General features: G+C 62.9%; 21 protein-coding genes. 3 read left to right on the top strand and 18 right to left on the bottom strand.

Translation table 11 applies throughout. From position 1 onward, the window contains the following. Positions 1-62: 62 nt before the first annotated feature. Positions 63-521 carry a GNAT family N-acetyltransferase gene (locus tag F3W81_RS04435; RefSeq protein ID WP_193082450.1) on the bottom strand — a complete coding sequence of 153 codons (459 nt, stop codon included), beginning with the start codon at positions 519-521 and terminating at the stop codon, positions 63-65. A gap of 110 nt (positions 522-631) precedes the next feature. Continuing rightward, positions 632-3,076 (bottom strand): sensor domain-containing protein, encoded by a 2,445-nt coding sequence (locus F3W81_RS04430; RefSeq protein ID WP_193082449.1) that lies wholly within the window; start codon positions 3,074-3,076, stop codon positions 632-634. A gap of 301 nt (positions 3,077-3,377) precedes the next feature. Here F3W81_RS04430 and F3W81_RS04425 point away from each other — a divergent pair, with 301 nt between their 5' ends. Further along, positions 3,378-4,097 (top strand): phosphatase PAP2 family protein, encoded by a 720-nt coding sequence (locus F3W81_RS04425; protein ID WP_193082448.1) that lies wholly within the window; start codon positions 3,378-3,380, stop codon positions 4,095-4,097. 98 nt (positions 4,098-4,195) lie between these two features. On the opposite strand, the gene F3W81_RS04420 is transcribed toward F3W81_RS04425, so the two are convergent. Genes F3W81_RS04420 through F3W81_RS04400 form a run of 5 tightly spaced genes read right to left on the bottom strand, consistent with a single transcriptional unit; the run spans position 4,196 to position 8,863 of the window. Continuing rightward, positions 4,196-5,134: a fumarylacetoacetate hydrolase family protein gene (locus tag F3W81_RS04420; RefSeq protein WP_193082447.1), complete on the bottom strand. Its 939-nt coding sequence runs from the start codon at positions 5,132-5,134 to the stop codon at positions 4,196-4,198. Positions 5,135-5,149: 15 nt separating this feature from the next. After that, entirely contained in the window at positions 5,150-5,926 is a 777-nt protein-coding gene (locus tag F3W81_RS04415) for a cyclase family protein (RefSeq protein ID WP_193082446.1), read from the bottom strand. 26 nt (positions 5,927-5,952) lie between these two features. Then, on the bottom strand, positions 5,953-7,254 hold the full coding sequence (locus F3W81_RS04410) for a TRAP transporter large permease (protein WP_193082445.1): 1,302 nt from the start codon (positions 7,252-7,254) through the stop codon (positions 5,953-5,955). Beyond that, a complete protein-coding gene (locus F3W81_RS04405) occupies positions 7,254-7,790 on the bottom strand; it encodes a TRAP transporter small permease subunit (protein ID WP_193082444.1) in 537 nt (178 codons plus the stop codon). Before F3W81_RS04405 ends, F3W81_RS04410 begins: the two co-directional genes overlap by 1 nt. Beyond that, complete coding sequence (locus F3W81_RS04400; RefSeq protein ID WP_226941852.1) at positions 7,787-8,863, bottom strand: C4-dicarboxylate TRAP transporter substrate-binding protein; 1,077 nt, start codon at positions 8,861-8,863, stop codon at positions 7,787-7,789. The genes F3W81_RS04405 and F3W81_RS04400 overlap by 4 nt, the downstream gene beginning before the upstream one ends. Positions 8,864-8,998: 135 nt before the next feature. Here F3W81_RS04400 and F3W81_RS04395 point away from each other — a divergent pair, with 135 nt between their 5' ends. Next, the gene (locus F3W81_RS04395) at positions 8,999-9,670 is read left to right on the top strand and encodes a TetR/AcrR family transcriptional regulator (protein WP_193082443.1); all 672 of its coding nucleotides are present in this window, start codon (positions 8,999-9,001) and stop codon (positions 9,668-9,670) included. Between the two features lie 195 nt (positions 9,671-9,865). Here the strand turns inward: F3W81_RS04395 and phoB are convergent, their stop codons facing one another. The 10 genes from phoB to F3W81_RS04345 all read right to left on the bottom strand — a co-directional run bounded on the left by phoB (position 9,866) and on the right by F3W81_RS04345 (position 19,579). Next, on the bottom strand, positions 9,866-10,558 hold the full coding sequence (phoB, locus tag F3W81_RS04390; RefSeq protein ID WP_193082442.1) for a phosphate regulon transcriptional regulator PhoB: 693 nt from the start codon (positions 10,556-10,558) through the stop codon (positions 9,866-9,868). A 1-nt stretch (position 10,559) separates the two neighbouring features. Further along, the gene (phoU, locus tag F3W81_RS04385; RefSeq protein WP_193082441.1) at positions 10,560-11,294 is read right to left on the bottom strand and encodes a phosphate signaling complex protein PhoU; all 735 of its coding nucleotides are present in this window, start codon (positions 11,292-11,294) and stop codon (positions 10,560-10,562) included. 27 nt (positions 11,295-11,321) lie between these two features. Then, positions 11,322-12,119, bottom strand: a complete 798-nt coding sequence (gene pstB, locus F3W81_RS04380; protein ID WP_193082440.1) for a phosphate ABC transporter ATP-binding protein PstB — start codon at positions 12,117-12,119, stop codon at positions 11,322-11,324. Positions 12,120-12,135: 16 nt separating this feature from the next. Then, positions 12,136-13,503, bottom strand: a complete 1,368-nt coding sequence (gene pstA, locus F3W81_RS04375; RefSeq protein ID WP_193082439.1) for a phosphate ABC transporter permease PstA — start codon at positions 13,501-13,503, stop codon at positions 12,136-12,138. After that, complete coding sequence (gene pstC, locus F3W81_RS04370; protein ID WP_193082438.1) at positions 13,500-14,966, bottom strand: phosphate ABC transporter permease subunit PstC; 1,467 nt, start codon at positions 14,964-14,966, stop codon at positions 13,500-13,502. The genes pstA and pstC overlap by 4 nt, the downstream gene beginning before the upstream one ends. 136 nt (positions 14,967-15,102) lie before the next feature. Then, complete coding sequence (locus F3W81_RS04365; RefSeq protein WP_193082437.1) at positions 15,103-16,143, bottom strand: substrate-binding domain-containing protein; 1,041 nt, start codon at positions 16,141-16,143, stop codon at positions 15,103-15,105. Between the two features lie 231 nt (positions 16,144-16,374). Next, positions 16,375-17,415, bottom strand: coding sequence for an ATP-binding protein (locus F3W81_RS04360; RefSeq protein WP_193082436.1), 1,041 nt, complete (start codon positions 17,413-17,415; stop codon positions 16,375-16,377). 28 nt (positions 17,416-17,443) lie between these two features. After that, positions 17,444-17,971 carry a gamma carbonic anhydrase family protein gene (locus tag F3W81_RS04355; protein ID WP_193082435.1) on the bottom strand — a complete coding sequence of 176 codons (528 nt, stop codon included), beginning with the start codon at positions 17,969-17,971 and terminating at the stop codon, positions 17,444-17,446. Beyond that, complete coding sequence (gene gmk, locus F3W81_RS04350; protein WP_193082434.1) at positions 17,968-18,609, bottom strand: guanylate kinase; 642 nt, start codon at positions 18,607-18,609, stop codon at positions 17,968-17,970. The genes F3W81_RS04355 and gmk overlap by 4 nt, the downstream gene beginning before the upstream one ends. Before the next feature lie 82 nt (positions 18,610-18,691). After that, entirely contained in the window at positions 18,692-19,579 is an 888-nt protein-coding gene (locus F3W81_RS04345; protein ID WP_193082433.1) for a YicC/YloC family endoribonuclease, read from the bottom strand. Positions 19,580-19,856: 277 nt separating this feature from the next. Between F3W81_RS04345 and F3W81_RS04340 the strand changes: the two genes are divergently transcribed. Then, positions 19,857-20,540: a PAS domain-containing protein gene (locus F3W81_RS04340; RefSeq protein WP_226941851.1), complete on the top strand. Its 684-nt coding sequence runs from the start codon at positions 19,857-19,859 to the stop codon at positions 20,538-20,540. Between the two features lie 116 nt (positions 20,541-20,656). Here F3W81_RS04340 and F3W81_RS04335 read toward each other — a convergent pair whose 3' ends face one another. Beyond that, entirely contained in the window at positions 20,657-22,024 is a 1,368-nt protein-coding gene (locus tag F3W81_RS04335; protein ID WP_193082432.1) for a class II 3-deoxy-7-phosphoheptulonate synthase, read from the bottom strand. Between the last annotated feature and the right edge of the window lie 158 nt (positions 22,025-22,182).

Raw genomic sequence — 22,182 nt, 5'->3', positions numbered from 1 at the left:
TGCGAATGCCCGTGCCAGCCCCCTCTGCAGGAGTTGTCCAACTGCCCCGAAAGCGGCCGCGACTAGAGCTTGATATCGTAGGTCACCCAAGGGGTGCGCGTCGCGACGCGGTCATACAGACCGCGGCCCCGGTAGTTGGTCTCGTCCGTGATCCAGCGCACCACGGTATAGCCACGCTCGAGCGCCAAAGCGCGCACCGCGTCGATCAGCGCCTCAGCCGCGCCCGTGCCCCGTGCCTCGGGGATGACGAACAGATCGTCGAGGAACATGCCGGTCGAGGCAGCCAGCGCGCGGGCATAGGGGCGGCAATGGGTCAGACCGACCAGTTTGCCCCCCGGCAGCTCCGCAACCAGCCCCTCGGATTCCTTGGCCGTATCGTGCAGCCAGGACCAGAGCGTATCACGCATCTCGACCGTCTGTGCGACCCCGTAGAACGCCGCATAGCCCTGGTACAAGACATCCCATTGCGCCCGATCCTGCGGGCGAACGGGGCGGACGGTGAGGCCAGACGTTTCGGACATATGCGAATTCCTATTCTATTTCAGCGATTTACGACATCTGCACGCAAGGTCCTGCACCGCATCAGAACGCGCATAGCGATCTGATCGATGGCAGGGCCAAGCGGCACGGGCTAATGCACGAAGACGGTCCCGAACATCTCCTCGATCCGGGAGGCGGGCACGGCTTTGGAGTAGAGAAAGCCCTGACCCTCGTCGCAGCCGAGCCGGATCAGAGCCTGCTCCTGTTCGCGCGTCTCGATGCCCTCGGCGACAATGGTTTTGCCGAACGACGCCCCGAGCCCAATGATGGCGTTGGCGATGGTCATGTCACCCTCCGTCAGCGACACGAAGCTGCGGTCGATCTTCAGCGTGTCGACCGGAAGGCTGCGCAGATAGGCGAGGTTGGAAAACCCGGTCCCGAAATCATCAAGAGACAGCTTGAACCCCAGATCCGACAGCGCATGTATCTGATGGCTGCACTCCTGCGTGGCATTGGCCATCATCGTCTCGGTGATCTCGAACTCGATGCGGCTCGGCTCAAGGTCGAATTCCAGCAGAACGCTGGCGATTTCTTCGGACAGGTCAGGCTGGCGCAGACGCATGGGCGACATATTGATCGCCACCAGCACATCGCGCAGCGGGCCGGACTTCCACTTCTTGCTCTGACGGCAGGCCTCGCGCAGCACCCAGCGGCTCAGATCGTGGATCAGGCCGGTGTCCTCGGCGATGGCGATGAATTCATCGGGATAGATCAGCTCGCCCTTGATGCGCAGGCGGACCAGCGCCTCGACCCCGGTGATGCTGCCGTCCTTCAGCGAGACACGCGGCTGATAATGCAGCTCCATCGCCTCGGTCAGCAGGGCCTCGCGCAGCTGCGCCTCTTGGCGGGCACGTTCGCGGGTCAGGATGTTGAGGCCCTCATGGTGGAAGGCAAAGCGATTGCGCCCGGTCCGCTTGACTTCATAAAGCGCGGCATCTGCGGCGGCGAGCAGACTGCTCGCATCCATCCCGTCTTCAGGGAACATGCCGATCCCGACGCTGACGCCCACATCCACACGCCCGACCGAGGATTTCAGGTAGATCGGCGTCCGGGCACTTTCGACGATCCGGCTGGCCACCATCCGGGCATCACGCTCGGAGCTGACTTCAGGCAGAAGGATGGCAAACTCATCCCCCGCCCAGCGGCACACCGTATCGCCATCGCGCACGCTTTTCTTCAGCCGCAGAGCCAGCTCGCTGAGCACCTCATCCCCGGCGGCATGGCCATGCGCATCGTTGATCGATTTGAACCGGTCGAGGTCGCAGAACAGCACGGCGCACTTCTTGTCCTCGCGGCGGTTCGCCCAGAGGGTCATCGCCAGCCGGTCCTTGAACAGCGCCCGGTTCGGCAGCTCTGTCAGCATGTCGTGATGGGCAAGGAACTCCAGCTTGATCGCCATGGCCCGCTGATGCGAGACGTCATGAAACACCAGCACACCGCCCACCACCTTGCCCGACCTGTCCCGGATCGGCGCAGCGGAATCCTCGACCGGCACCCGCAAGCCGTCCTTGCTGACCAGCAGCGAATTGGCCTGCAGTGCCACGATCCGGCCGGTTTCAAGCGCCTCGGACATGGGGCAGGGCACGGTATGGTCCTCGGCATCGCGGACATCGAAAATCGTTGCAATCGGCAGCCCCGAGGCCGCTTCGTTGCTCCATCCGGTCAGGCCCTGCGCCACCGGGTTCAGATAGACCACACCGCCCTCCGGATCGCAGGTGATCACCCCGTCGCCGATCGAGAGCAGCGTGACCTCGGCCATTTCATGTTCGCGGAACAGCTTGTCCTCGGCGATCTTGCGCGCCGAAATATCCTGGATCTGCCCGACGAGGTGCAGCGGCGCGCCATCGGTCGTCCTGGCGACGGTGACGCTCAGGATGGCGTAGATCGTCCCGCCCGATTTCGAGAGATAGCGCTTTTCCATCGTGTAGGAATCCAGCGCGCCCTCCAGAAGCTGCGACAGATTGGCAAGGTCGGCCGCCAGATCGTCGGGGTGGGTCAGATCCTTGAAGTCGACCTCAAGAAGTTCCTCCGGGGTATAGCCCAGCATCTTGCACAGCGACGCGTTGACAGACAGGAACCGCCCCTCGATCGAGACGACGGCCATCCCGATAGCCGCGTGGTGGAAGGCGCCCCGAAAGCGTTCCCGCAGCGCGAAGGCCTCGTTCTCTGTCTCTTTCTGATCGGTGATATCGATGACGAAGATATGCAGCCCGATGACGGCGCCGCTCGCGTCACACTCTGGAATATAGCGCGAAATCGACGTTCTGGTGCCCGTCCCATGGGGGGCAGAGCGTTCGTATTCCTGCGTCTCACCCGCCAGCGCCAGCGCCAGTGACGGCCCGACACTCTCCATCACGTCCCGTGCAACCAGATCTTGCAGCGATGTCCCGACAAGGTTCTGCCCCGGCTGGCCCAACCAGTCCGCAGCGGGCGCATTGTGCCGCAGCAGGGTCATGGCGGTATCGATATACCCATAGACAAACGGGCCCTTTTCCAGAGCATTTACAAGTGTCGTCTGAGTCACAGTTCCGCTCATTCCCAGCTCGTTTCTCGCAGGTCGGTCCACGTATGTCTTCACCTCATACAGTCTCACCCAATATGCCAGCAAATGCATGGCTCTTAGCAAGCCCGCGCTCAAAAAAAATCATGTCTGCTCGCAGGAAGGGTCTGTCCTGTGTCACCCAAAGCGCGCTTTGGATCGCGGGCAGGGGGGCGGACCCTTTGACACCCTGCGCAACGCGCCGCACAAGGCGCAAAAAACGGCAGTCGGCTTGTCCCAAAGCGCCTGCGCCCCATCTCCTTCGCCAGAGATCACACCCAGACAACGCAGGACCGCCATGTCAGCTCGCTCCGTTTTCCTCGACCTGATCCGCCGGGTTGAGGTCCTCACCCTGGTCGTCATCATCGTCATTGGCGGCGCACTCTGGGCCTTTGTGGCGCTGGCGGCCGAGATGCTGGAGGGCGATCTGCATTCCTTCGACAAGGCCGTGCTGCTGGCTCTGCGGGTTCCCGGCGATCTCAGTGACCCGATTGGCGGGCCACAGGTCGAAGTGGCGATGCGTGATCTGACGGCCCTTGGTGGCGTCACGGTGCTGACACTGATCACGCTCTGCGTGCTGGTGTTTCTGGTGTTGCGTCGCCAGCGCGCCTCGGCCCTGTTCATGGGTGTGGCGATCCTCGGCGGGCAGGCGCTGTCGCATCTGGCGAAACTGGGCTTTTCGCGGCCCCGGCCTGATCTGGTGCCACATGGGGTCGAGGTGGCGACCACCTCCTTTCCCTCTGGCCACTCGATGATGGCGGCCGTGACCTACCTGACGCTTGCGGTGATGCTGGCGCGCTCTGAACGCCATCTCAGCATCCGCGCGTTCTACATCAGCGTCGCGGCCATTCTGGCGATGCTCGTCGGGGTCAGCCGCGTCTATCTCGGCGTGCACTGGCCCTCAGACGTGCTGGCGGGCTGGACCCTCGGCGCGGCTTGGGCACTGGGCGTGTGGTTGCTGGCGCGTCAGATGGGCCGCAAAGGCCAGATCGAACCGGATCGACGCGGGGAGAGCTGACCCGAGGGTCAATGCTCTGCGCCGCACAATAGCCACCGCAGAGCAAACGAAAGGGGGCCGCCATGCCAGCCGCCCCCTTTTTTAACCTATGGCCGTGCTCAGCCCTTGGCGACGATACGGTTGCGCAGCGTGCCGATGCCGTCCACCGTCAGCGCCACATCATCGCCATCCGACAGGAACTCGCAGCGTTCCAGACCACAGCCATCATCGACAGTGCCACTACCGATGATCTCGCCCGGATGCAGCGTTTCGCTGTCCGAGATGAAGGCGATCATATCCTCGAAGCCATGCAGCATTTCGCCCAGCCGGCTGTCCGTCACCAGCCGCCCGTTGATATGGGCGGTGCAGCGCAGGGCGCGGTAGTCGAGGATCTCGTCGCGGGTGACGATCCAGGGACCGAAGACATTCCCGGCATCAAAGCTCTTGCCCTTGGCCGGCCCCAGCAACCCCTGCATTTCGCGCAGCTGCGTGTCGCGGGCCGAAAAGTCGTTGAAGATCGTATAGCCGAAAACATGCTCCATGGCATTTTCCGCCTTGATGTCCCGACCACCTTTCCCTATGATAACAGCAACTTCCAGTTCATAGTCCATGTACTTTGAATAGGACGGCCAGTGGATGTCTGCCTCCGGGCCCGCCACCGAAAAGCGGTTCGTGATGTAAAAGATTGGCTGAGCACGATATATATCCGGGATGGAGCCTTCGGCGGGTCCTGGATCGGGCTGACCTTCAAGCAGGGCCGCAAGACGGCGCATGCCGACAGGGGCGTGCTTGATGTGGCGCGGCGCGGTCGAAGCGTCGCGAATTTGCGGCGGACAGGGCAGGGGCGCCAGCAGCGTCACACTGTCCAGCGCAAGGCCGGTGCCTGCGGCCAGCGCGCTTTGCGCGTCCTTCAGGCCAGCGTCTCCCGCCTCGATCAAAGCCTGCATCGACGCCAGAGCGGGCAGGCCGGTCGCCGTCAGATCGACCAGAGCATCGCCGTTTTGCGTCAATGCGCCAAGGCGCGGGCCATGGCCTGCGTCAAAAGTTGCCAGTTTCATAAAGTCGTCTCCTGATTATGGTTGATTGCGGAGGATCGCGACGGGGCGCGTCCAGCCAGCCGAGGCGGCCTTGATCTTGACCGGAAAGCACTGCACCTCGAAGCCGGTGTCGGGCAGCTGGTCCAGATTGGCCAGCTTCTCCATGTGGCAATAGGCGCGCTCCATTCCGGCACGATGGCCTTCCCAGATCAGCCCGGCATTGCCACTCTGAGCAACTTTTTCGGCGGTATGCACGAAAGGAGCGTCCCAGCTCCACGCATCGGTACCACAGACGCGCATCCCGCGCTCTGTCATCCATAGCGTCGCATCCCGCCCGATACCGCACCCAGAGGCCACGTACGCGGCTGTGCCGTATTTCGCGCCCGCCGCCGTATTCACCAGAACGATGTCTCCGGGGGCCAGGTCATGGCCGATGCGCGCGAACTCGGCCTCGATCTCAGCGGCCGTGACGACATGGCCATCGGGCAAGTGACGAAAGTCCAGCTTCACGCCACGCCCGATGCACCACTCCAGCGGCACTTCGTCGATGGTGATGGCGCGCTTTCCGCCGTCCATGGTCGAATGATAATGATAAGGCGCATCCAGATGGGTGCCGTTGTGGGTCGAGATCGTGGCGCTTTCCACGGCCCAGCCTTCGCCACCGGGCAGCTGATCCCGGGTGACTCCGGGAAAGAACTGCAGCAGCTGATCGGCGGTTTCGTCATGCCTGAAATAGGTGATCTTGGGGCCAAGCCCCGGAGGGTCGGCATAGTCGGTATTTTCCAGTGACCGGGACAGGTCAATCAGTTGCATCTCTATGATCCTTATGGGGAATAGATTCAGCGACCTAAAAGGCCGGTCGCGATTTGGGGAACGAAGATCAGGGTCAGCAGCATGCCCGCCATGATCAGCGCAAAGGGGGCCGCGCCGCGGAACACTTCGCCCAGGGTGATGCCGGTGTCGCGCAGCGTGGCATGCACCACAAACACCGACAGGCCCAAGGGTGGCGTCAGCAGGCCGATCTCGACCGCCAGCACCGTGATCAGGCCGAAGTGGACAATGTCGACGCCCATCTGCTGCGTGATCGGGTAGGCGAGGGGGACCGTCACCAGCATGATCGACGAGGAGTCGAGCACCGTGCCCAGCAGCACCAGGATCAGCGCGAAGACGATCAGAAACGCGCTCGGCCCGATACCCGAGGCAATGGCGACCTCGGTGATCGAGGCGGGCAGGCCGGAGTAGGCCAGCATCCGGCTGTAGATCGACGCGCCAATGATCAGAAAGCTGACGGCGGCGGTGATATGGCCGGTCTGCACCGCGATCCGCCAGCCTTCGCGCATCCCGATGCGCCGCATCAGCACACCGATCAGCAGCGCCGCCGCAGCCCCCACGGCGCCAGCCTCGGTCGGCGTGAAGAACCCGAGGTAGATGCCCGACAGCACCATGCCCGCCAGTCCGAGGATCGGAATGATGGCGCGCGTCGGCACCCGGTCGCTGCTCTGAAATTCGCTCGGCAGGTTGAACAGATCCGGGCGGCGATAACCGAGGATGCTGAGGTAGGCGATATAGGCCAACGCCAGCAGCACACCGGGCCCGACGCCGCCGATGAACAGATCTCCGACCGAGGAATCCGTCAGGATCGCGAACAGGATCAGCAGCAACGACGGTGGGATCAGCATCCCCAGCACGGACGAGCCCGCCACCACACCGACCGCAATGCTGCGCGAGGTGCCGGCGCGCACCATCTCGGGCACTGCCACCTTGGAAAAGACCGCCGCCGAGGCGATGGAAACGCCGGTGATCGCCGCAAAGACCGCATTCGACAGCACCGTCGCCACGCTCAGCCCCGCACGCCAGCGCTGCATGGAGCGCGCGATGATCGCAAAGGTGTCCCGGCCAAGGCCGCTCTCGGACACCGCAAGGCCCATGAGGACGAACAGCGGCACCACGCCAAAGGTATATTCGGCGATGCTGTCCGTGGCTGCCAGTGCGACGAAACTGGTCGCCAGCTTCAGCTTGCCGGTGATCGCCCAGACCCCGAACAGCGACACGCCGCCCAGAGCAATGGCCACATGCAGCCCGGCATAGATCGCCACCGCAATCGCGATCAGCGACAGGTAGCCCACAAGGATCGGATCCATCAGGACCTCTTTCGCATATTGAATGCCGCATCAAACGCCGACATCGCAAAGGACGCCGCCAGCAACCCCGAACCCAGCACGATCAGCGCCAGAAACGGCCACAGCGGCATGGTGAAATGGCCCGCGATGCCCTCCATCTCGCCCCGCGCATAGGCGCGCAGCACCTTCGGCCAGACGGTCCAGGCCAGCATCGCCGCGAACGCCGCGCCACAGACCTGCGCCAACAGATCCAGCGCAGCCCCGGCGGCCGGCCGTTTGGCCCGCACCCAGCCCAGAATCCCGTCCGAGCGGATCATCTGACCGGCGCGATGGGTGTGCGAAATCTGCAGGAAGACGATGCCGACGATGGAATATTTCACCATCTCCGGCACCCCGGCGATGGGATGGCCAAACAGCTCTCGTCCCGCGATATCAGAGACGATCAGCACCATCAGCCCGAGGATCCAGAGGGTTGCCACGACATTGGCAACCCCCATCAGTGCAACCGCGGCCCGACCCAGATAGGTGGTGTCCGCGATTTCGACAGCCTCGCTCATTTCACCGACCAGTCGCGGGGCAGGGTGACGCCAGCCTCCTGGATGTGGCGCACATAGGTGTTGACCACCTCGTTCGCCGGCAGGCCCTTGGCCTCAAGCGCATCGGCCCAGTTCTGCGTCAGGTTCGGCAGGGCATTGGCCCACTCCAGACGCGCTTCGTCGCTCAGCTCGGTGATGGTCGCGCCACCCTCGGTCATGGCGGCAAAAGCCCCCGTGACGCGGCCTTCAAGCCCGGCGGCATAGTCCTTGGCAAAGGCATCTGCGCCAGTGCGAAACGCGGCCTGAACCTCGGGCGACTGCTCGTCGAACCAGCTTTTCTTGGCGACGATGCCACCGGCATACTGCGCACCGAAATGCACTCGGGTCACATAGGGCGCGACCTCAAACAGCTTGGCCGCAGCGGCGGCTGTCGGGAACACGATCACACCATCGGCGACGCCGGTCTTGATGTCGTTGTAATAGGTCGTCAGATCCCCGGCGACGCCCACAGCACCCGTGCCGTCCAGCCAGTTCACCGCAGGCCCCGGAGCATTGATCTTGCGCCCCTTCAGATCCGCCATTGAAGTCACGGGGAACGAGGTCATCATCAGATAATCCTCCAGCCCGAAACCACCGCCCAGATACTCCAGATCCAGATCCTCCCAGAGCTTGCGCATCGCGGGAATGTCGTCGGTCATCTGGTCGACCGTGTTCAGCACGAGGTTCACGTCGGTCGGGCCGAAAGGCGTCACATAGGTCACGTTCTGAAAACTCAGCAGCGAGGGCTCGAACAGCGAGGCAACGATGCCGACCTGTGCCAGACCATCCTCCATGGCCTCCAGTTCGCCACCGACCTTGGCAAGGGTGCCGCCATAGGCTTCGGTCCAGTCGATGCTGGTGTCGGTGCCCTCAAGCGCCGCATTCACCGCCGGAATAAAGCTCTCGGACATGGTCTTGACCCAAAGGAACACGGGCGGATGCCCGGCCACGGCCGTAACATCCAGCGTCTCGGCATGGGCGACAGATAGGCTCACAGGGGCGCTCAACATGGCAGCAGACATCAGACCGCTGGCCAGCAGTTTGGTATATTTCATAGGGGGTCCTCCCGGTTGCGCCGGTGTCTCCTCACCGGCGGTCGCAACGTAGACAAACTATCTGAACGTTCGTATAAAAAGTCAACAGCCTGAAAGCGATCCCCCCGAAAGCGACCGGAAAGCAGAGCGAAGATCATGACGCAACCCTCTGACATACCATCGAAATCGCCCAAGCCGGACGGCAGGGTGGCGCGGGGCGAGATCACCCGGGCGCGGGTGCTGGACGCTGCCGAGCGTTGCTTTGCCGCCACCGGTTTCGATGCCGTCTCGATTCGTCAGATCGCCGCTGAGTCCGGCGTCACCCTGGGCGTTGTCGGCTTTCACGGCGGCAGCAAGGAGGAGCTGTTTCGCACCGTCCTCGCGCGCCGCACCGAAACCCTGAACCGGCTGCGACGCGAGTCTCTGGCGCAGCTGAGAGCGAACGAAAGTGTCACGCTGGAGGACCTGATCGACGCCTATATCACGCCGTATCTCGACATCGCCTCACGCGGCGATCCGCAGTGGCGTGCCTATGCGCAGCTGATCGCGCGGCTGGTCTCGGATGATCGCTACTATCCCGAGATGAAGGACCGCTACGACCCCGTGGCGCTGGAATACCTCGCCGCCATTGCCGAGCTCTATCCCAAGGCCGACCCGCAGCTGATGGCCACGGCACTGGTGCTGACGGTCGCCTCGATGATTTCCATCGTCGCCAGCAACCTGCGCATCGACGGGCTGTCCGGCAAACCCGCGCCACGCACACCGCTGGGCTATCGCAAGGTGCTGGTTGATTTCTGCGCGGGCGGATTTCGCCGTGCCATTGAATAGCTTTGGCACAAACCCAATCACAACAGTGCCTTCTGAGGCGACCCTCAGGTAACAGATGAACTGAAAATAGGCTCTACGAGCCCAAATTCCCTTGGTTTCAGTCTCTATATATTACATAATACCGATTATGAGATACATCATAGTATAACCAGAGGGCCTCTGAAACGCCCCCTGATCCTGTCATTCGTGGAAACCTCAGCCGAGCGCATAGCCCGCGCCGCGCACCGTGCGCAGCGGATCGTCACCGCCATGCGTACACAGCGCCTTGCGCAGCCGCCCGATGTGAACGTCGACGGTGCGCGTGTCGACGTAGATGTCGCGGCCCCATACCCGGTCGAGCAGCTGTTCACGCGACCACACACGGCCCGGCTTTTCCATGAAGGTCGAGAGCAGACGAAACTCCGTCGGCCCCAGCTTCAATTCCTGCCCGTCACGCATGACGCGGTGCGTCTCAGCGTCCAGCATGATGTCCTCGTACTCCAGACGCTCGCCCATCGAGGCTGGCCGCGTGCGGCGCAGCTGCGCGCGCACCCGCGCCATCAGCTCGATCACCGAATACGGCTTGACCACATAGTCATCCGCGCCGGTCTCAAGCCCGCGCACACGGTCGAACTCTTCCGAGCGCGCCGACAGCATGATGATCGGCACGCCGCGGGTTTCGGCCCGCATCTTCAGCTGGCGACAGACCTCGATGCCCGACAGGTTCGGCAGCATCCAGTCCAGCACGATGATGTCCGGTGCGATCTCCTGCACCAGCAGCATCGCCTCTTCACCATTCTCGGCACGGCTCACCTTGAAGCCCTCGGCTTCAAGGTTATAGGCCAACACCTCACGCTGTGCGGGTTCGTCTTCGACCACAAGGACCGTGGGTTGCTGGTCAGCGGCCATCTTACTTGTCTCCGCCCATCGGTTGCGGCGGCGCAAAGCTCGGATCGACCGAGGTCTTGTCCTGCTTGGGCCGGGTGTCTTCGGGCGCGGCACCCGTCACCAGATAGATCACCTGCTCGGCGATCGAGGTCACATGGTCGCCCATCCGCTCGGTGTTCTTGGCCATGAAGTGCAGGTGCATGCAGGCGGTGATGTTGCGCGGATCTTCCATCATGAAGGTCAGGAATTCGCGAAACAGCGCGTTGTACATCTGGTCGACGTCACGGTCGCGGTTGATCACGTCCTGCGCCAGCTCCGGGTCGCGCTGGATATAGGCGTCGAGCGCATCGCGCAGCATCCCCTCAACCTCACGCGCCATGCGGCGCAATGCCGAATGCGCGCCGGTGATGGGCTGCATCTGCACCAGAACGGAGGTTCGCTTGGCCATGTTCTTGGCGTAGTCGCCAATGCGCTCAAGGTTGCCGGCGATCTTCATGATCGACAGCACGATGCGCAGATCGCCCGCCGTGGGCGCGCGCAGCGCGATGATGCGGGCGGCGTCTTCCTGGATCATCTCTTCCAGTCCGTCGATGACCTTGTCACCGGCACGCACCTTTTCGGCCATTTCTTCGTCGCGGTTCTCCAACGCCTGGCTGGCGTCGAAAATGGCCTGTTCGACCAGTCCGCCCATTTTCATGATCTTGGCCTGAACGGCTTCAAGATCGCGGTCATATGCGCTCGCGATATGCTGTGCCATGGATATTGGCTCCTGTTGGATGCGGGCTTAGCCGATACGGCCAGTGATATAGCTCTCGGTGCGGGGGTCGACCGGGTTGGTGAAGATCTGGCTGGTGTCGCCATATTCCACGAGGTTCCCGAGGTGGAAGAACGCGGTCTTCTGGCTGACGCGCGCCGCCTGCTGCATCGAGTGCGTCACGATCACCACCGAGTAATCCTCGCGCAGCTCGTCGATCAGCTCCTCGACCTGACCGGTCGCGATGGGGTCGAGGGCCGAGCAAGGCTCGTCCATCAGCAGCACTTCGGGTTCGGTGGCGACAGCGCGCGCGATGCACAGACGCTGTTGCTGACCACCCGAAAGGCCGGTGCCGGGCGAATGCAGACGGTCCTTGACCTCATCCCAGATCGCACCGCGACGCAGGGCCATCTCGACGATCTGATCGAGGTCCGCCTTGCTTTTCGACATGCCGTGGATGCGCGGCCCATAAGCCACGTTGTCATAGATCGACTTCGGGAACGGGTTCGGCTTCTGGAACACCATGCCGACCTTGGCGCGCAGCTGCACCGGATCAACACGCGGATCATAGATATTCTCGCCATCCAGCAGGATGGTGCCCTGCACGCGGCAGATGTCGATGGTGTCGTTCATGCGGTTCAGTGTGCGCAGAAAGGTCGATTTACCGCAGCCCGACGGCCCGATGAAGGCGGTGACGGTCTTTTCCTGGATCTGTACGCTGACGTCCTTGATGGCGTGGGTTTCGCCATAATAGACCTGCACATTATCCGCGGCGATCTTGATGTTCTTGGTGTCCAATTTGGTCTCCAGGGTGGGCGAGTCGTACATGGTTCTTCCCCCTTGCTTACCAGCGACGCTCAAAGCGGCGGCGCAGAATGATGGCAATGATGTTCATGGTCATGAGGAATACCAACAGGATGATGATACCGCCCCAGGCGCGTTCGTAATAGGCCGGGTCCGCCCGTTTCGCCCATTCATAGATCTGGGCAGGCATGGCCGAGTTCGGATCGAGAAAGCCCGAGGCGATCCCGTCAGGATAGTTCGAGGCGATATAGCCCACCATCCCGATCAGCAGCAGCGGCGCGGTTTCGCCCAAAGCCTGCGCGAGGCCAAGGATCGTGCCGGTCAGAATGCCGGGCATGGCGAGGGGCAGCACATGGTGGAACACCGACTGCATTTTTGAGGCCCCTACCCCCAGTGCCGCATCGCGGATCGACGGTGGCACCGCCTTCAGCGACGCCCGGGTCGAGATGATGATCGTCGGCAAGGTCATCAGCGTCAGCACCAGACCACCGACCAGCGGCGCCGATTGCGGCAGCTCGATGAACTGGATGAACACCGCAAGGCCAAGGATACCGAAGACGATCGAGGGCACCGCCGCGAGGTTCGAGATATTCACCTCGATCACGTCGGTGATCCAGTTTTTCGGTGCGAATTCCTCAAGATAGACCGAAGCCGCGACACCGATGGGCAGTGACAGCACCAGCACAACCAGCATCATGAACAGAGAGCCCAGCATCGACACGCCGATCCCGGCCTGTTCGGGGCGGCTTTCGGAGGCATCCGCGCCAGTGATGAAGGCCCAGTTGAACTTGCGCTTCAGCGTGCCCGCAGCTTTCAGCTGATCCGCGACATCCAGATGCGCGGCATCCAGGTTCTTGTCGTTGACCAGCGCCACACGGGTGACACGGCCCTTTTCATAGCCATCGACACGCGACGAGGCGAGCACCTCGAAATTGACCGTCTTGCCGATCTGATCGGGGTTGGCCAGCACATAGTCGCGGATCTGCGCGGCGGCAGACGACGACACCAGCTTGTTGAGATCGCTGGCCTTCTTGAACGGAGAGGTGATCCCCTCATTGACCAGAGACGCGGCCAGCGCATCATTGATCAACCCACTGTAGCCAAAGGTCGTGACCTTCTTGATCTCTTCGACATCGCGGTTGCCCGACTTGTCCAGCTTGGCCTCGCTCAGCTCCACCGGCAGTTCGATGAAGGTCTGGGTGAAGGCCGGCACGCCGTTGCGCACGATGGTGAACAAAAGCACCAGCAGGAAGATCAGCCCGACACCCACCGCCGCCATGCCATAGATGCGAAAGCGTTTTTCGGCAGCGTTGCGGCGGCGTGTGCCCTTGTCGAGTTCGAGCAGCGAGCCGGAGGTCTTCTTCAGCTGCGGTTTGCCCGCAGGACCGGAAATGCTAGCATCGGTCATTCGTATTGCTCCCGGTATTTGCGCACGATCCAGAGTGCAAAGATATTGAGGCACAGCGTGATGACGAACAGCGTCATGCCAAGCGCGAAGGCCACCAGCGCTTCTGGGCTGGCGAAATCAGCGTCCCCGGTCAGCTGGCTGACGATCTTGGCCGTCACGGTGGTCATCGCCTCGAAGGGGTTCATCGACAGGCGGGCCGCAGCCCCTGCCCCCAGCACCACGATCATCGTCTCGCCAATGGCACGCGATGCGGCCAGCAGGATGGCACCGACGATGCCCGGCAGCGCCGCAGGCAGAACGACCTGCTTGATAGTTTCGGATTTCGTCGCCCCAAGGCCGAGCGAGCCATCCCGCAGGCTTTGGGGCACCGAGTTGATGATGTCGTCCGACAGCGAGCTGACGAAGGGGATCAGCATGACCCCCATGACCAGACCCGCCGTCATCACGGCCGTGCCGCCCTGCATCCAGCCAAGGCCGGTGCCGGGGCCAAAGACCGCCATCAGCGACGGGCCAACCGTCAGCAGCGCAAACAGACCGTAGACGATGGTCGGGATCCCGGCGAGGATCTCCAGCATCGGTTTGGCCAGACCACGGATACGTGGCGAGGCGTACTCAGAGGTATAAATCGCCGCGAACAGCCCGATGGGCACAGCCACCGCCAGCGCGATCAGCGAGATGTAGAAGGTGCCCCAGAACAGCGGCAGGATGCCCAGCTGCGAGCCACCGCCGAACGACGGGCTCCAGGTGGTGCCGAAGAAGAAATCCATCGCCGGGTAGAGCTTGAAGAACTCGATGGTGTTGAAGACCAGCGACAGCACGATGCCCACGGTCGTCAGGATCGCCAGCGAGGCGGCAAGGATCAGCAGCGACAGGATCACCCGCTCCACCGCATTACGGGCGCGGAAATCGCGGTTGGTCTTGATCACGGCAAAGGCCAGACCGGCCAGCGCCAGCGCCAGAACCGCTATGGCGCGGTAGCTGTCGCCCGTCACGCTCAGCGCGCGGTATTCCTTGGCCGCCACCAGCGTCGGCGCCGAAACGTCCGAACCCAGAGCAACACCGGAATTCGCCAGCACGGCGCGGATATCAGAGGTCTCTGTGCTCAGGTCCCGTGCCGCCTGCGCGCCAAGGGTGCCGTTGCGCACGGCGTAGTCCAGCCCGTTGGCGATGCGGTGCACATCCGACATCAACAGGTTCAGCTCGCCCTGACTGGTATAGCTCGTCTCGGGGATCAGCTTCTGGACGTGATGTTCGATCATGACAGGCTGCACGATCAGCCAAAGGCCGAACAGCAGCAGCGACGGCACCGCCGCATAAAGCGCGACATGGCTGCCGTAATAAGAAGGCAGAGAATGCAGATTGCGGCTGTCACCACTGGCCGAGGCCAGGGCGCGGCTGCGACCCAGCACATAGCCGATGGCAGCAAGCGCCAATACAATGAGGAAAATCCAGGTGGCCGGCATGAGGTACTCTCTGGAATGGTCTTTTGAAATCTTGTCGCGCCCTCATGGGACAGGCGCGCAGCGAGATCGGGAACGGCGGGATCGGAAAACGAAAATCGGGCAGCGCGAAACCTCGCGCTGCCCGGGGTCGTCTGGATTACATGTTCGACGCCATGGTCTTTTCGTCAGCAACCTGCGCTTGGGTTGCTGCCAGCTCGGGGTCGGACACGAGGCCATATTCAGCCAGCGGGCCGGAGGGGCCAGCAATGTCATCGGACACGAAGAATTCAGCGTATTCTTTCAGGCCGGGGATGACGCCGATGTGGGCTTTCTTGATGTAGAAGTACAGCGGACGCGACACGGGATAGTCACCCGAAGCGATGGTCTCGGTGGAGGGCGCAACGCCGCCCATGGTCGCGACTTTCAGCTTGTCGGTGTTGTTCTCGTAGAACGCCAGGCCGAAGACGCCCAGACCGTGCGGGTTGCTGTCGATACGCGCCAGGGTCTCGGTGTAGTCGCCATCGATGTCGACAGATTTGCCATCGGTACGCACGGCTTTGCACGCAGCTTCAGCGGCTTTTTCGTCGAGGCCGGTTGCGATCATCTCTTCCATCGCGCCGGAGTCTTTGCAGCCCTGGATCAGGACTTTTTCCTCGAACACTTCACGGGTGCCGTGCTTGGTGCCGGGAATGAAGGCCATGATGTCTTCGGCCGGCAGATCGGCGTTGACGTCGGACCATTTCATGTTCGGGTTGGCGACCATCTTGCCGTCGACGGGCAGCTCGGCGGCCAGCGCCTTGAACCAGTCGGTGGGCACGAAAGCGGTGAAGGCCGGGCCGTTCAGCTGGCTGGCGAAAACGATGCCGTCATAGCCGATGCGGACCTGGATGATGTCGGTCACGCCAGCTTCGGCGCAGGCCTTGATCTCTTTGTCTTTGATCGGGCGCGATGCGTTGGCGATGTCGATGGTGTTCTCGCCGACGCCTTCGCAGAAGCGTTTCAGGCCGGAGGAAGAGCCGCCCGATTCAACAACGGGGGTCGGGAAGTCAAAGTTCTCGCCGAAAGCTTCAGCAACGATCGAAGCGTAGGGCAGCACGGTCGACGACCCTGCAACCTGAATCTGGTCGCGCGCCATGGCGCCGGTTGCGGAAACGGCAGCGAGCGCAATTGCCGAAGCGGTCAGTTTCATGAAGGACATGGAAAGCTCCTGTTGTCGTGTCTGGCCACCATCCCCGGCAGCCTCGTGGCCCCTGCTAGGCCTTCGTCGCGATGCTTTTGTGACATGAGTGTAACGCTTTCATGACAAAGCCCGAATTATTCTGATTTCATTGCCCTTTCCCGCCGCCCGCGCGTGAAAAAGGGCCTCGCGCACAGACGCAAAGCCCCTTTTATGACAGTACCTTAACGCTTTTACGGCAGGCTTTCCGGCTCAGCTGACCGGCAAAACCACCCGGATTGTGGTGCCCTGGCCCATTTTCGACGAAATCCGCATCCGCCCGCGGTGACGGTTCACGATATGCTTCACGATCGCCAACCCGAGGCCGGTTCCCCCCATTTCGCGCGAACGATGAGAATCAACGCGGTAGAAGCGTTCGGTGAGTCGCGGCAGGTGCACTTCTTCGATTCCCGGGCCCTGATCGCTGACGGTCAGCGCCACACCGGGGCCGCGCAGCTCCGGCATCTCGGCGCGCGCCGACAGGGCCATGGTGACCTGCTTGCCGCGCCCGCCGTACTTGATCGCGTTCTCCACCAGATTGTTCAGCACCTGCCGCAGCTGGTCGCTATCGCCCTGCACGAAGATATCCGTCTGCTCGGCCGTCACGATCAGCTCAACCTCGGCCCGCCGCGCCAGCGGCGCCAGCGCGTTCTGCACCGATTGCATCAGCCCGTGCATATCGACCCGCTCGGTCGGGCGCATCCGCGCCTCGCCCTCGACCTGGCTCAGCGACAGCAGATCCTTGACCAGCCGCTCCATACGGCCGGCCTCATTCGCCATGATGCCGAGGAAGCGTTCGCGCGCCGGCGCGTCGTCCTTGGCGGGCCCCAGCAGCGTCTCGATGAACCCGATCAGCGCGGTCAGCGGCGTGCGCAGCTCATGGCTGACGTTGGCGACGAAATCGCGGCGCATCACCTCGGCCTTCTCCAGCATGGTGATGTCCTGAAAACACACCACCACACCCTGCCCCAGCGGCGAATCCACGTAAGAGCAGCTCACCTCATAGTTCGTCTCCTGCCCCCGCCGCGTCGCAAGATAGCGCGTGTCGTGCGGCTTGCGGTCCTGCAGGCAGGATTCCACCGCGTCCAGCACCGCGGGCTGGCGAATGACGGTGATAAAGTGCCGCCCCGTGATGCCGGGCCCGAACAGCGAAGCCGTCCTGGCATTGGCGGCGATGATACGCTCGCCCCGGCCCACCAGCATGGCAGGCAGCGGGATCGCACTCAGCAGCGCCGTGAGGGAGGAGTCCGTCATTTCAAGGTCGTCCTGACTGAGAGGGGTTTCAGAGCGCGGTCAGACCGTCGCGAAACCGCCGCATGTTTTTCTGATAGGTAAGCGCCGAGGCCTCAAGCCGCTGCACCCATGTCGCGTCGAGGCTCTGCACCACGCGCCCGGGCATCCCCAGCACCATGGAATTGTCCGGGATCTCGCGGTTTTCCGGCACCAGAGCCCCCGCGCCGATCAGGCAGTTCTTGCCGATCTTTGCGCCGTTCATCACCATCGCGCCCATCCCCACGAGGGAGTTGTCGCCAATGGTGCAGCCGTGCAGCATCGCCTTGTGGCCGATGGTGCAGTTGACACCAATCGTCAGCGGATAGCCGATATCCGTGTGCATCACGGTGTTTTCCTGCACATTGCTGCCCGCACCGATATGGATCACCTCATTGTCGCCCCGGATCGTCACCCCGAACCAGACCGAGGCGCCGCTCTCCAGCACCACCCGGCCAATGACATTGGCATCCGGTGCGATCCAGCAATCACCATCCTCAGGCAGCTTCGGCGCATGGCCGTCCAGAGCGTAGAGCGTCATTGGTTTTCCTCGAATTCCGCGTTCAGACGGCGCACCAGATCGACGACGCCGGGTTGTTGGGACAGCCGCATGCGCTCGGCCTCGATGATGGTGCGCAGGCGGGTTTCGCTTTCGTCCAGATCGTCGTTGATCAGCACATAGTCATATTCCGGCCAATGGCTGATCTCGTCACGGCTTTTCTGCATCCGCTGCGCGATGACATCGGCTTCGTCCTGTGCGCGGCTGATCAGACGCCGCTCCAGCTCGGCCATGGTCGGCGGCAGGATGAAGATCGACAGCACATGCTTGCCAAGGGCCGAGTTGCGGATCTGTTGCCCGCCCTGCCAGTCGATATCGAACAGCAGGTCCTGCCCGGCATTGATCGCCGCCTCGACCGGCCCGCGGGGTGAACCATAGGAATTGCCGAAGACCGTGGCATGTTCCAGCATCTGGTCGCGCGCCACCATGTCGGCGAAATCGTCATGGCTGTGAAAGTAGTACTCGCGCCCATGCTCTTCACCCACCCGGGGCGCGCGCGTCGTCGCAGAGACGGAAAACCGGATCGCCGGGTCCCAGGCCAGCAGCCTCTTCGACAGGGTCGACTTGCCCGCCCCGGAGGGAGAGGACAGGATGATCAGAAGGCCGCGCCTATGGCTCATATCTCAGGCTCCGCTTGGTTCGTTTGCCCGCAGGGTTATGCAGGTTTTCCCGCTCGGAGCAATGCTTGCCCCCGCATGCGCGCTATTCGATGTTCTGCACCTGCTCGCGCAGCTGGTCGATCACCGCCTTCAGCTCCAGCCCGAGGGTCGTCAGCTCGGCGTCCTGCGCCTTGGCACACAGGGTATTGGCCTCTCGGTTGAACTCCTGAGACAGGAAATCCAGCTTGCGCCCGACGGTCCCCTCCTGCGCCAGCAGATCACGCGCCGCGCTGATATGGGCGCGCAGCCGGTCCAGTTCCTCGGTGACATCGGCCTTGATGGCGATCAGCGCCAGTTCCTGCGCGATGCGCTGGGGGTCCTGCGCACCGGCCTCGACGACACGGGCCAGCGCGCTCTGCACCGCCGCGCCCATCCGCGCCGCCCGCGCCTCGACCACCGCCGCCGCGCGCGCCACCAAAACCTCGATCTGCGCCACCTGATCCAGCAGCACCGCGTCAATCGCCGCGCCCTCGCGCCCCCGCATGGCGATGAAATCCGCCAGCAGCGGCTCGAAATCACGCAGCAGCATACCGGCCAGCCCCTCGACCTCCTCGTCGGCTGCGCCGGTTTCCAGCACCCCGCGCAGCCCCAGCAGATCCGCCGCCCGCGACGGCGCCAGCGTCATGCCGCGCGCCAGTGCCGTGTCCTCGACCAGCTGCAGCGCCTCCAGCACCGAGGAGAGCTGCGCCGCGTTCACCCGCAACGTGCCCCCGGTCTCCTCTCGCGACAGCCGCAGGTTCAGCGTGACATTGCCGCGCGCCAGCGCCTTGCCCAGACGGGCGCGCAAGGCCGCCTCAAGCCCCGGCACCCAGTCGGGCACGCGCAACCGCAGATCCAGCCCCTTGCCATTGACCGAGCGCAGCTCCCAAGACCAGAAAAACCCGGCCTCACTGCCTTTTTGCGACGAAAATGCCGTCATTGATCGTGTCATGAACTCTGCTCGCTGCTGTTGTATTCTGCACTGTAACGGCCTGCAGGATCAGCGTTGGGTTAACCATTTGCAACGATTTCAAGAAAATTTCGAATGAAATGTGCCATATTAATGTTCACGTAACCTCTGTGAAGATTGCTTTAACCATACAGGCGCAATCCAGACACGACCCGGTCGCCCGCGACCTGTCACAGAGGAAACACATGTTCAATTCGGAGCTGTCGAGATGCGACAAGACAATACTGACGGGCAGTCCGTCATCAGCATGAGCGGATTCATGAGCGCGACGCGCTTCAACGCGATCACCGAGGTCGAGAGCTACTGGGACGCGATCCGTGCCGGTCGTCTGGTGCCGCGCCGCTCTGACATCGACCCGCGCGGGATCGAGCGCGCGCTGGAGTTCGCCTTCATCCTTGAACGCGTCGCCCCCGGCATCGCCCGCCTGCGCATCGCCGGCTCTCACCTGTCGGACATGATGGGGATGGAGGTGCGCGGCATGCCCCTTAGCGCCTTCATCACCCCTGCCGGCCGCGAGACGATGTCGACCGTGCTGGAGCAGGTCTTCGACAGCCCCGCCCGCGCCACCATCGACCTGCACTCCGACAGCGCCATCGGCAAGCCCGCGATCGACGCCCGTCTGGTGCTGCTGCCGATGAAAAGCGATCTCGGCGATATCAGCCGGGCGCTGGGCTGCTTTGCCACCTATGGCGACATCGGCCGCGCGCCGCGTCGCTTCGACATCACCAGCCACAGCGCCACGCCGCTGCTGGGGGATTTCATGCCAAACGCCCAGGCTCCGCTGACGCAGGACCGCAACCCAGATACCTCGGGCGAGCGTCGCCGCACAGAGCGCCCCTTCCCCACAATCCCGCAGCAGATCGCCGCGGCCACAGGAAACGTCACGCGGCTGCGTCCCGGCCCGCGTCCCTACCTCAGCGTTGTCGACACCTCCGACGACTGAGCGCCTTCGCATCCTCCGACGCCAGCCCTCTTGCCAGCCGTTCGGACGCTCTGCCCCACGGAAAAGGGCCGCCAGATCTGGCGGCCCTTCCGTGTTTCGCAAAGCCCTTGGGGGCGTCAGCCCGCTTCGGCCAGACGCTCCTCACGCAGTGCCGTCAGCTCTTCGGCGACCAGGAACGCCAGTTCCAGCGACTGCGAGGCGTTCAGACGCGGATCGCAGGCCGTGTGATAGCGATCCGACAGATCCTCGTCCGACACCGCCTGCACGCCACCGGTGCATTCGGTCACGTCCAGACCGGTCATCTCAAAGTGCACACCGCCGGGGATCGTGCCCTCGACACGGTGCACGCGGAAGAACTCCTGCACCTCGCGCAGCACCAGATCGAAGGGCCGGGTCTTGTAGCCGGTCGACGACTTGATGGTGTTGCCATGCATCGGATCACAGACCCAGACCACATTGGCCCCTTCCGAGCGCACGGTCTCGATCAGGCGCGGCAGATGGTCGTGCACCTTGCCTGCGCCGAAGCGGCAGATCAGGGTCAGACGGCCCATCTCGTTCTTCGGGTTCAGCGTCTTCATCAGGACCTTCAGATCCTCCGCCGTCATCGAGGGGCCGCACTTCAGCCCGATCGGGTTCAGCACGCCCTTGCAGAATTCGACATGTGCGCCGTCCGGCTGACGTGTCCGGTCGCCGATCCAGATCATGTGACCCGACCCCGCCAGCCAGTTGCCCGAGGTGGTGTCCATCCGGCACAGCGCTTCTTCGTATTCCAGCAGCAGCGCTTCGTGGCTGACATAGAAATCAACCGTGCGCAGCGAATGCGCATTGTCGGAATTGACCCCAGCCGCCTTGATGAAATCCAGCGTATCGCTGATCCGGTTCGACATGTCGCGGAACCGTTCGGCCTTGTCCGAGGCGGTAAAGCCCAGAGTCCAGCGGTGCACCTGATTCACGTCGGCGTAGCCACCCGTCGAAAAAGCCCGCAACAGGTTCAGCGTCGCGGCCGACTGCGTGTAAGCCTGCAGCATCTTGGCCGGATTCGGGATGCGGCTCTCGGGCGTGAAGTCCAGCTCGTTGATGATATCGCCGCGATAGCTCGGCAGCTCGACACCATTGATCACTTCGGTCGGTGCACTGCGCGGCTTGGCGAACTGGCCCGCCATGCGGCCCACTTTCACCACCGGCACCTTGGCGCCAAAGGTCAGCACCATCGCCATCTGCAACATCACCTTGAAGGTGTCGCGGATCGCATCTGCCGTGAATTGCTGAAAGCTTTCAGCGCAGTCGCCGCCCTGCAACAGGAAGGCTTCACCCCGACCAGCTGCCCCAAGTGCGGCACGTAGGCGGCGCGCCTCACCTGCAAACACCAGCGGCGGATACTTCGAAAGCTGAGCCTCGGTCGTCGCCAGCGCTTCCTGATCCTGATAGTCAGGCATCTGCACCCGCGGCTTGTTGCGCCAGTCGGATTTTTGCCAGGTACCCATCTTTTCCTCCGGGTTCGATGCATAGAGCGCCAAGCGTATAGCTAAGTTAGCGTTAAAGGGCCACATTATATTTGCGACTATTGACGTCGCTTGCGGCCTCTGAATTTATGTCGCCCAGTTCCGGTTTCGCCCCGGCTTCCTCTGATGCGCAGGTTCTC

This window comes from Pseudooceanicola spongiae (assembly GCF_014899185.1).
Taxonomy (GTDB): Bacteria; Pseudomonadota; Alphaproteobacteria; order Rhodobacterales; family Rhodobacteraceae; genus Pseudooceanicola; species Pseudooceanicola spongiae.
Note: the sequence above shows the minus strand (reverse complement) of the source record. Positions and strands in the feature narration are given on the sequence as shown.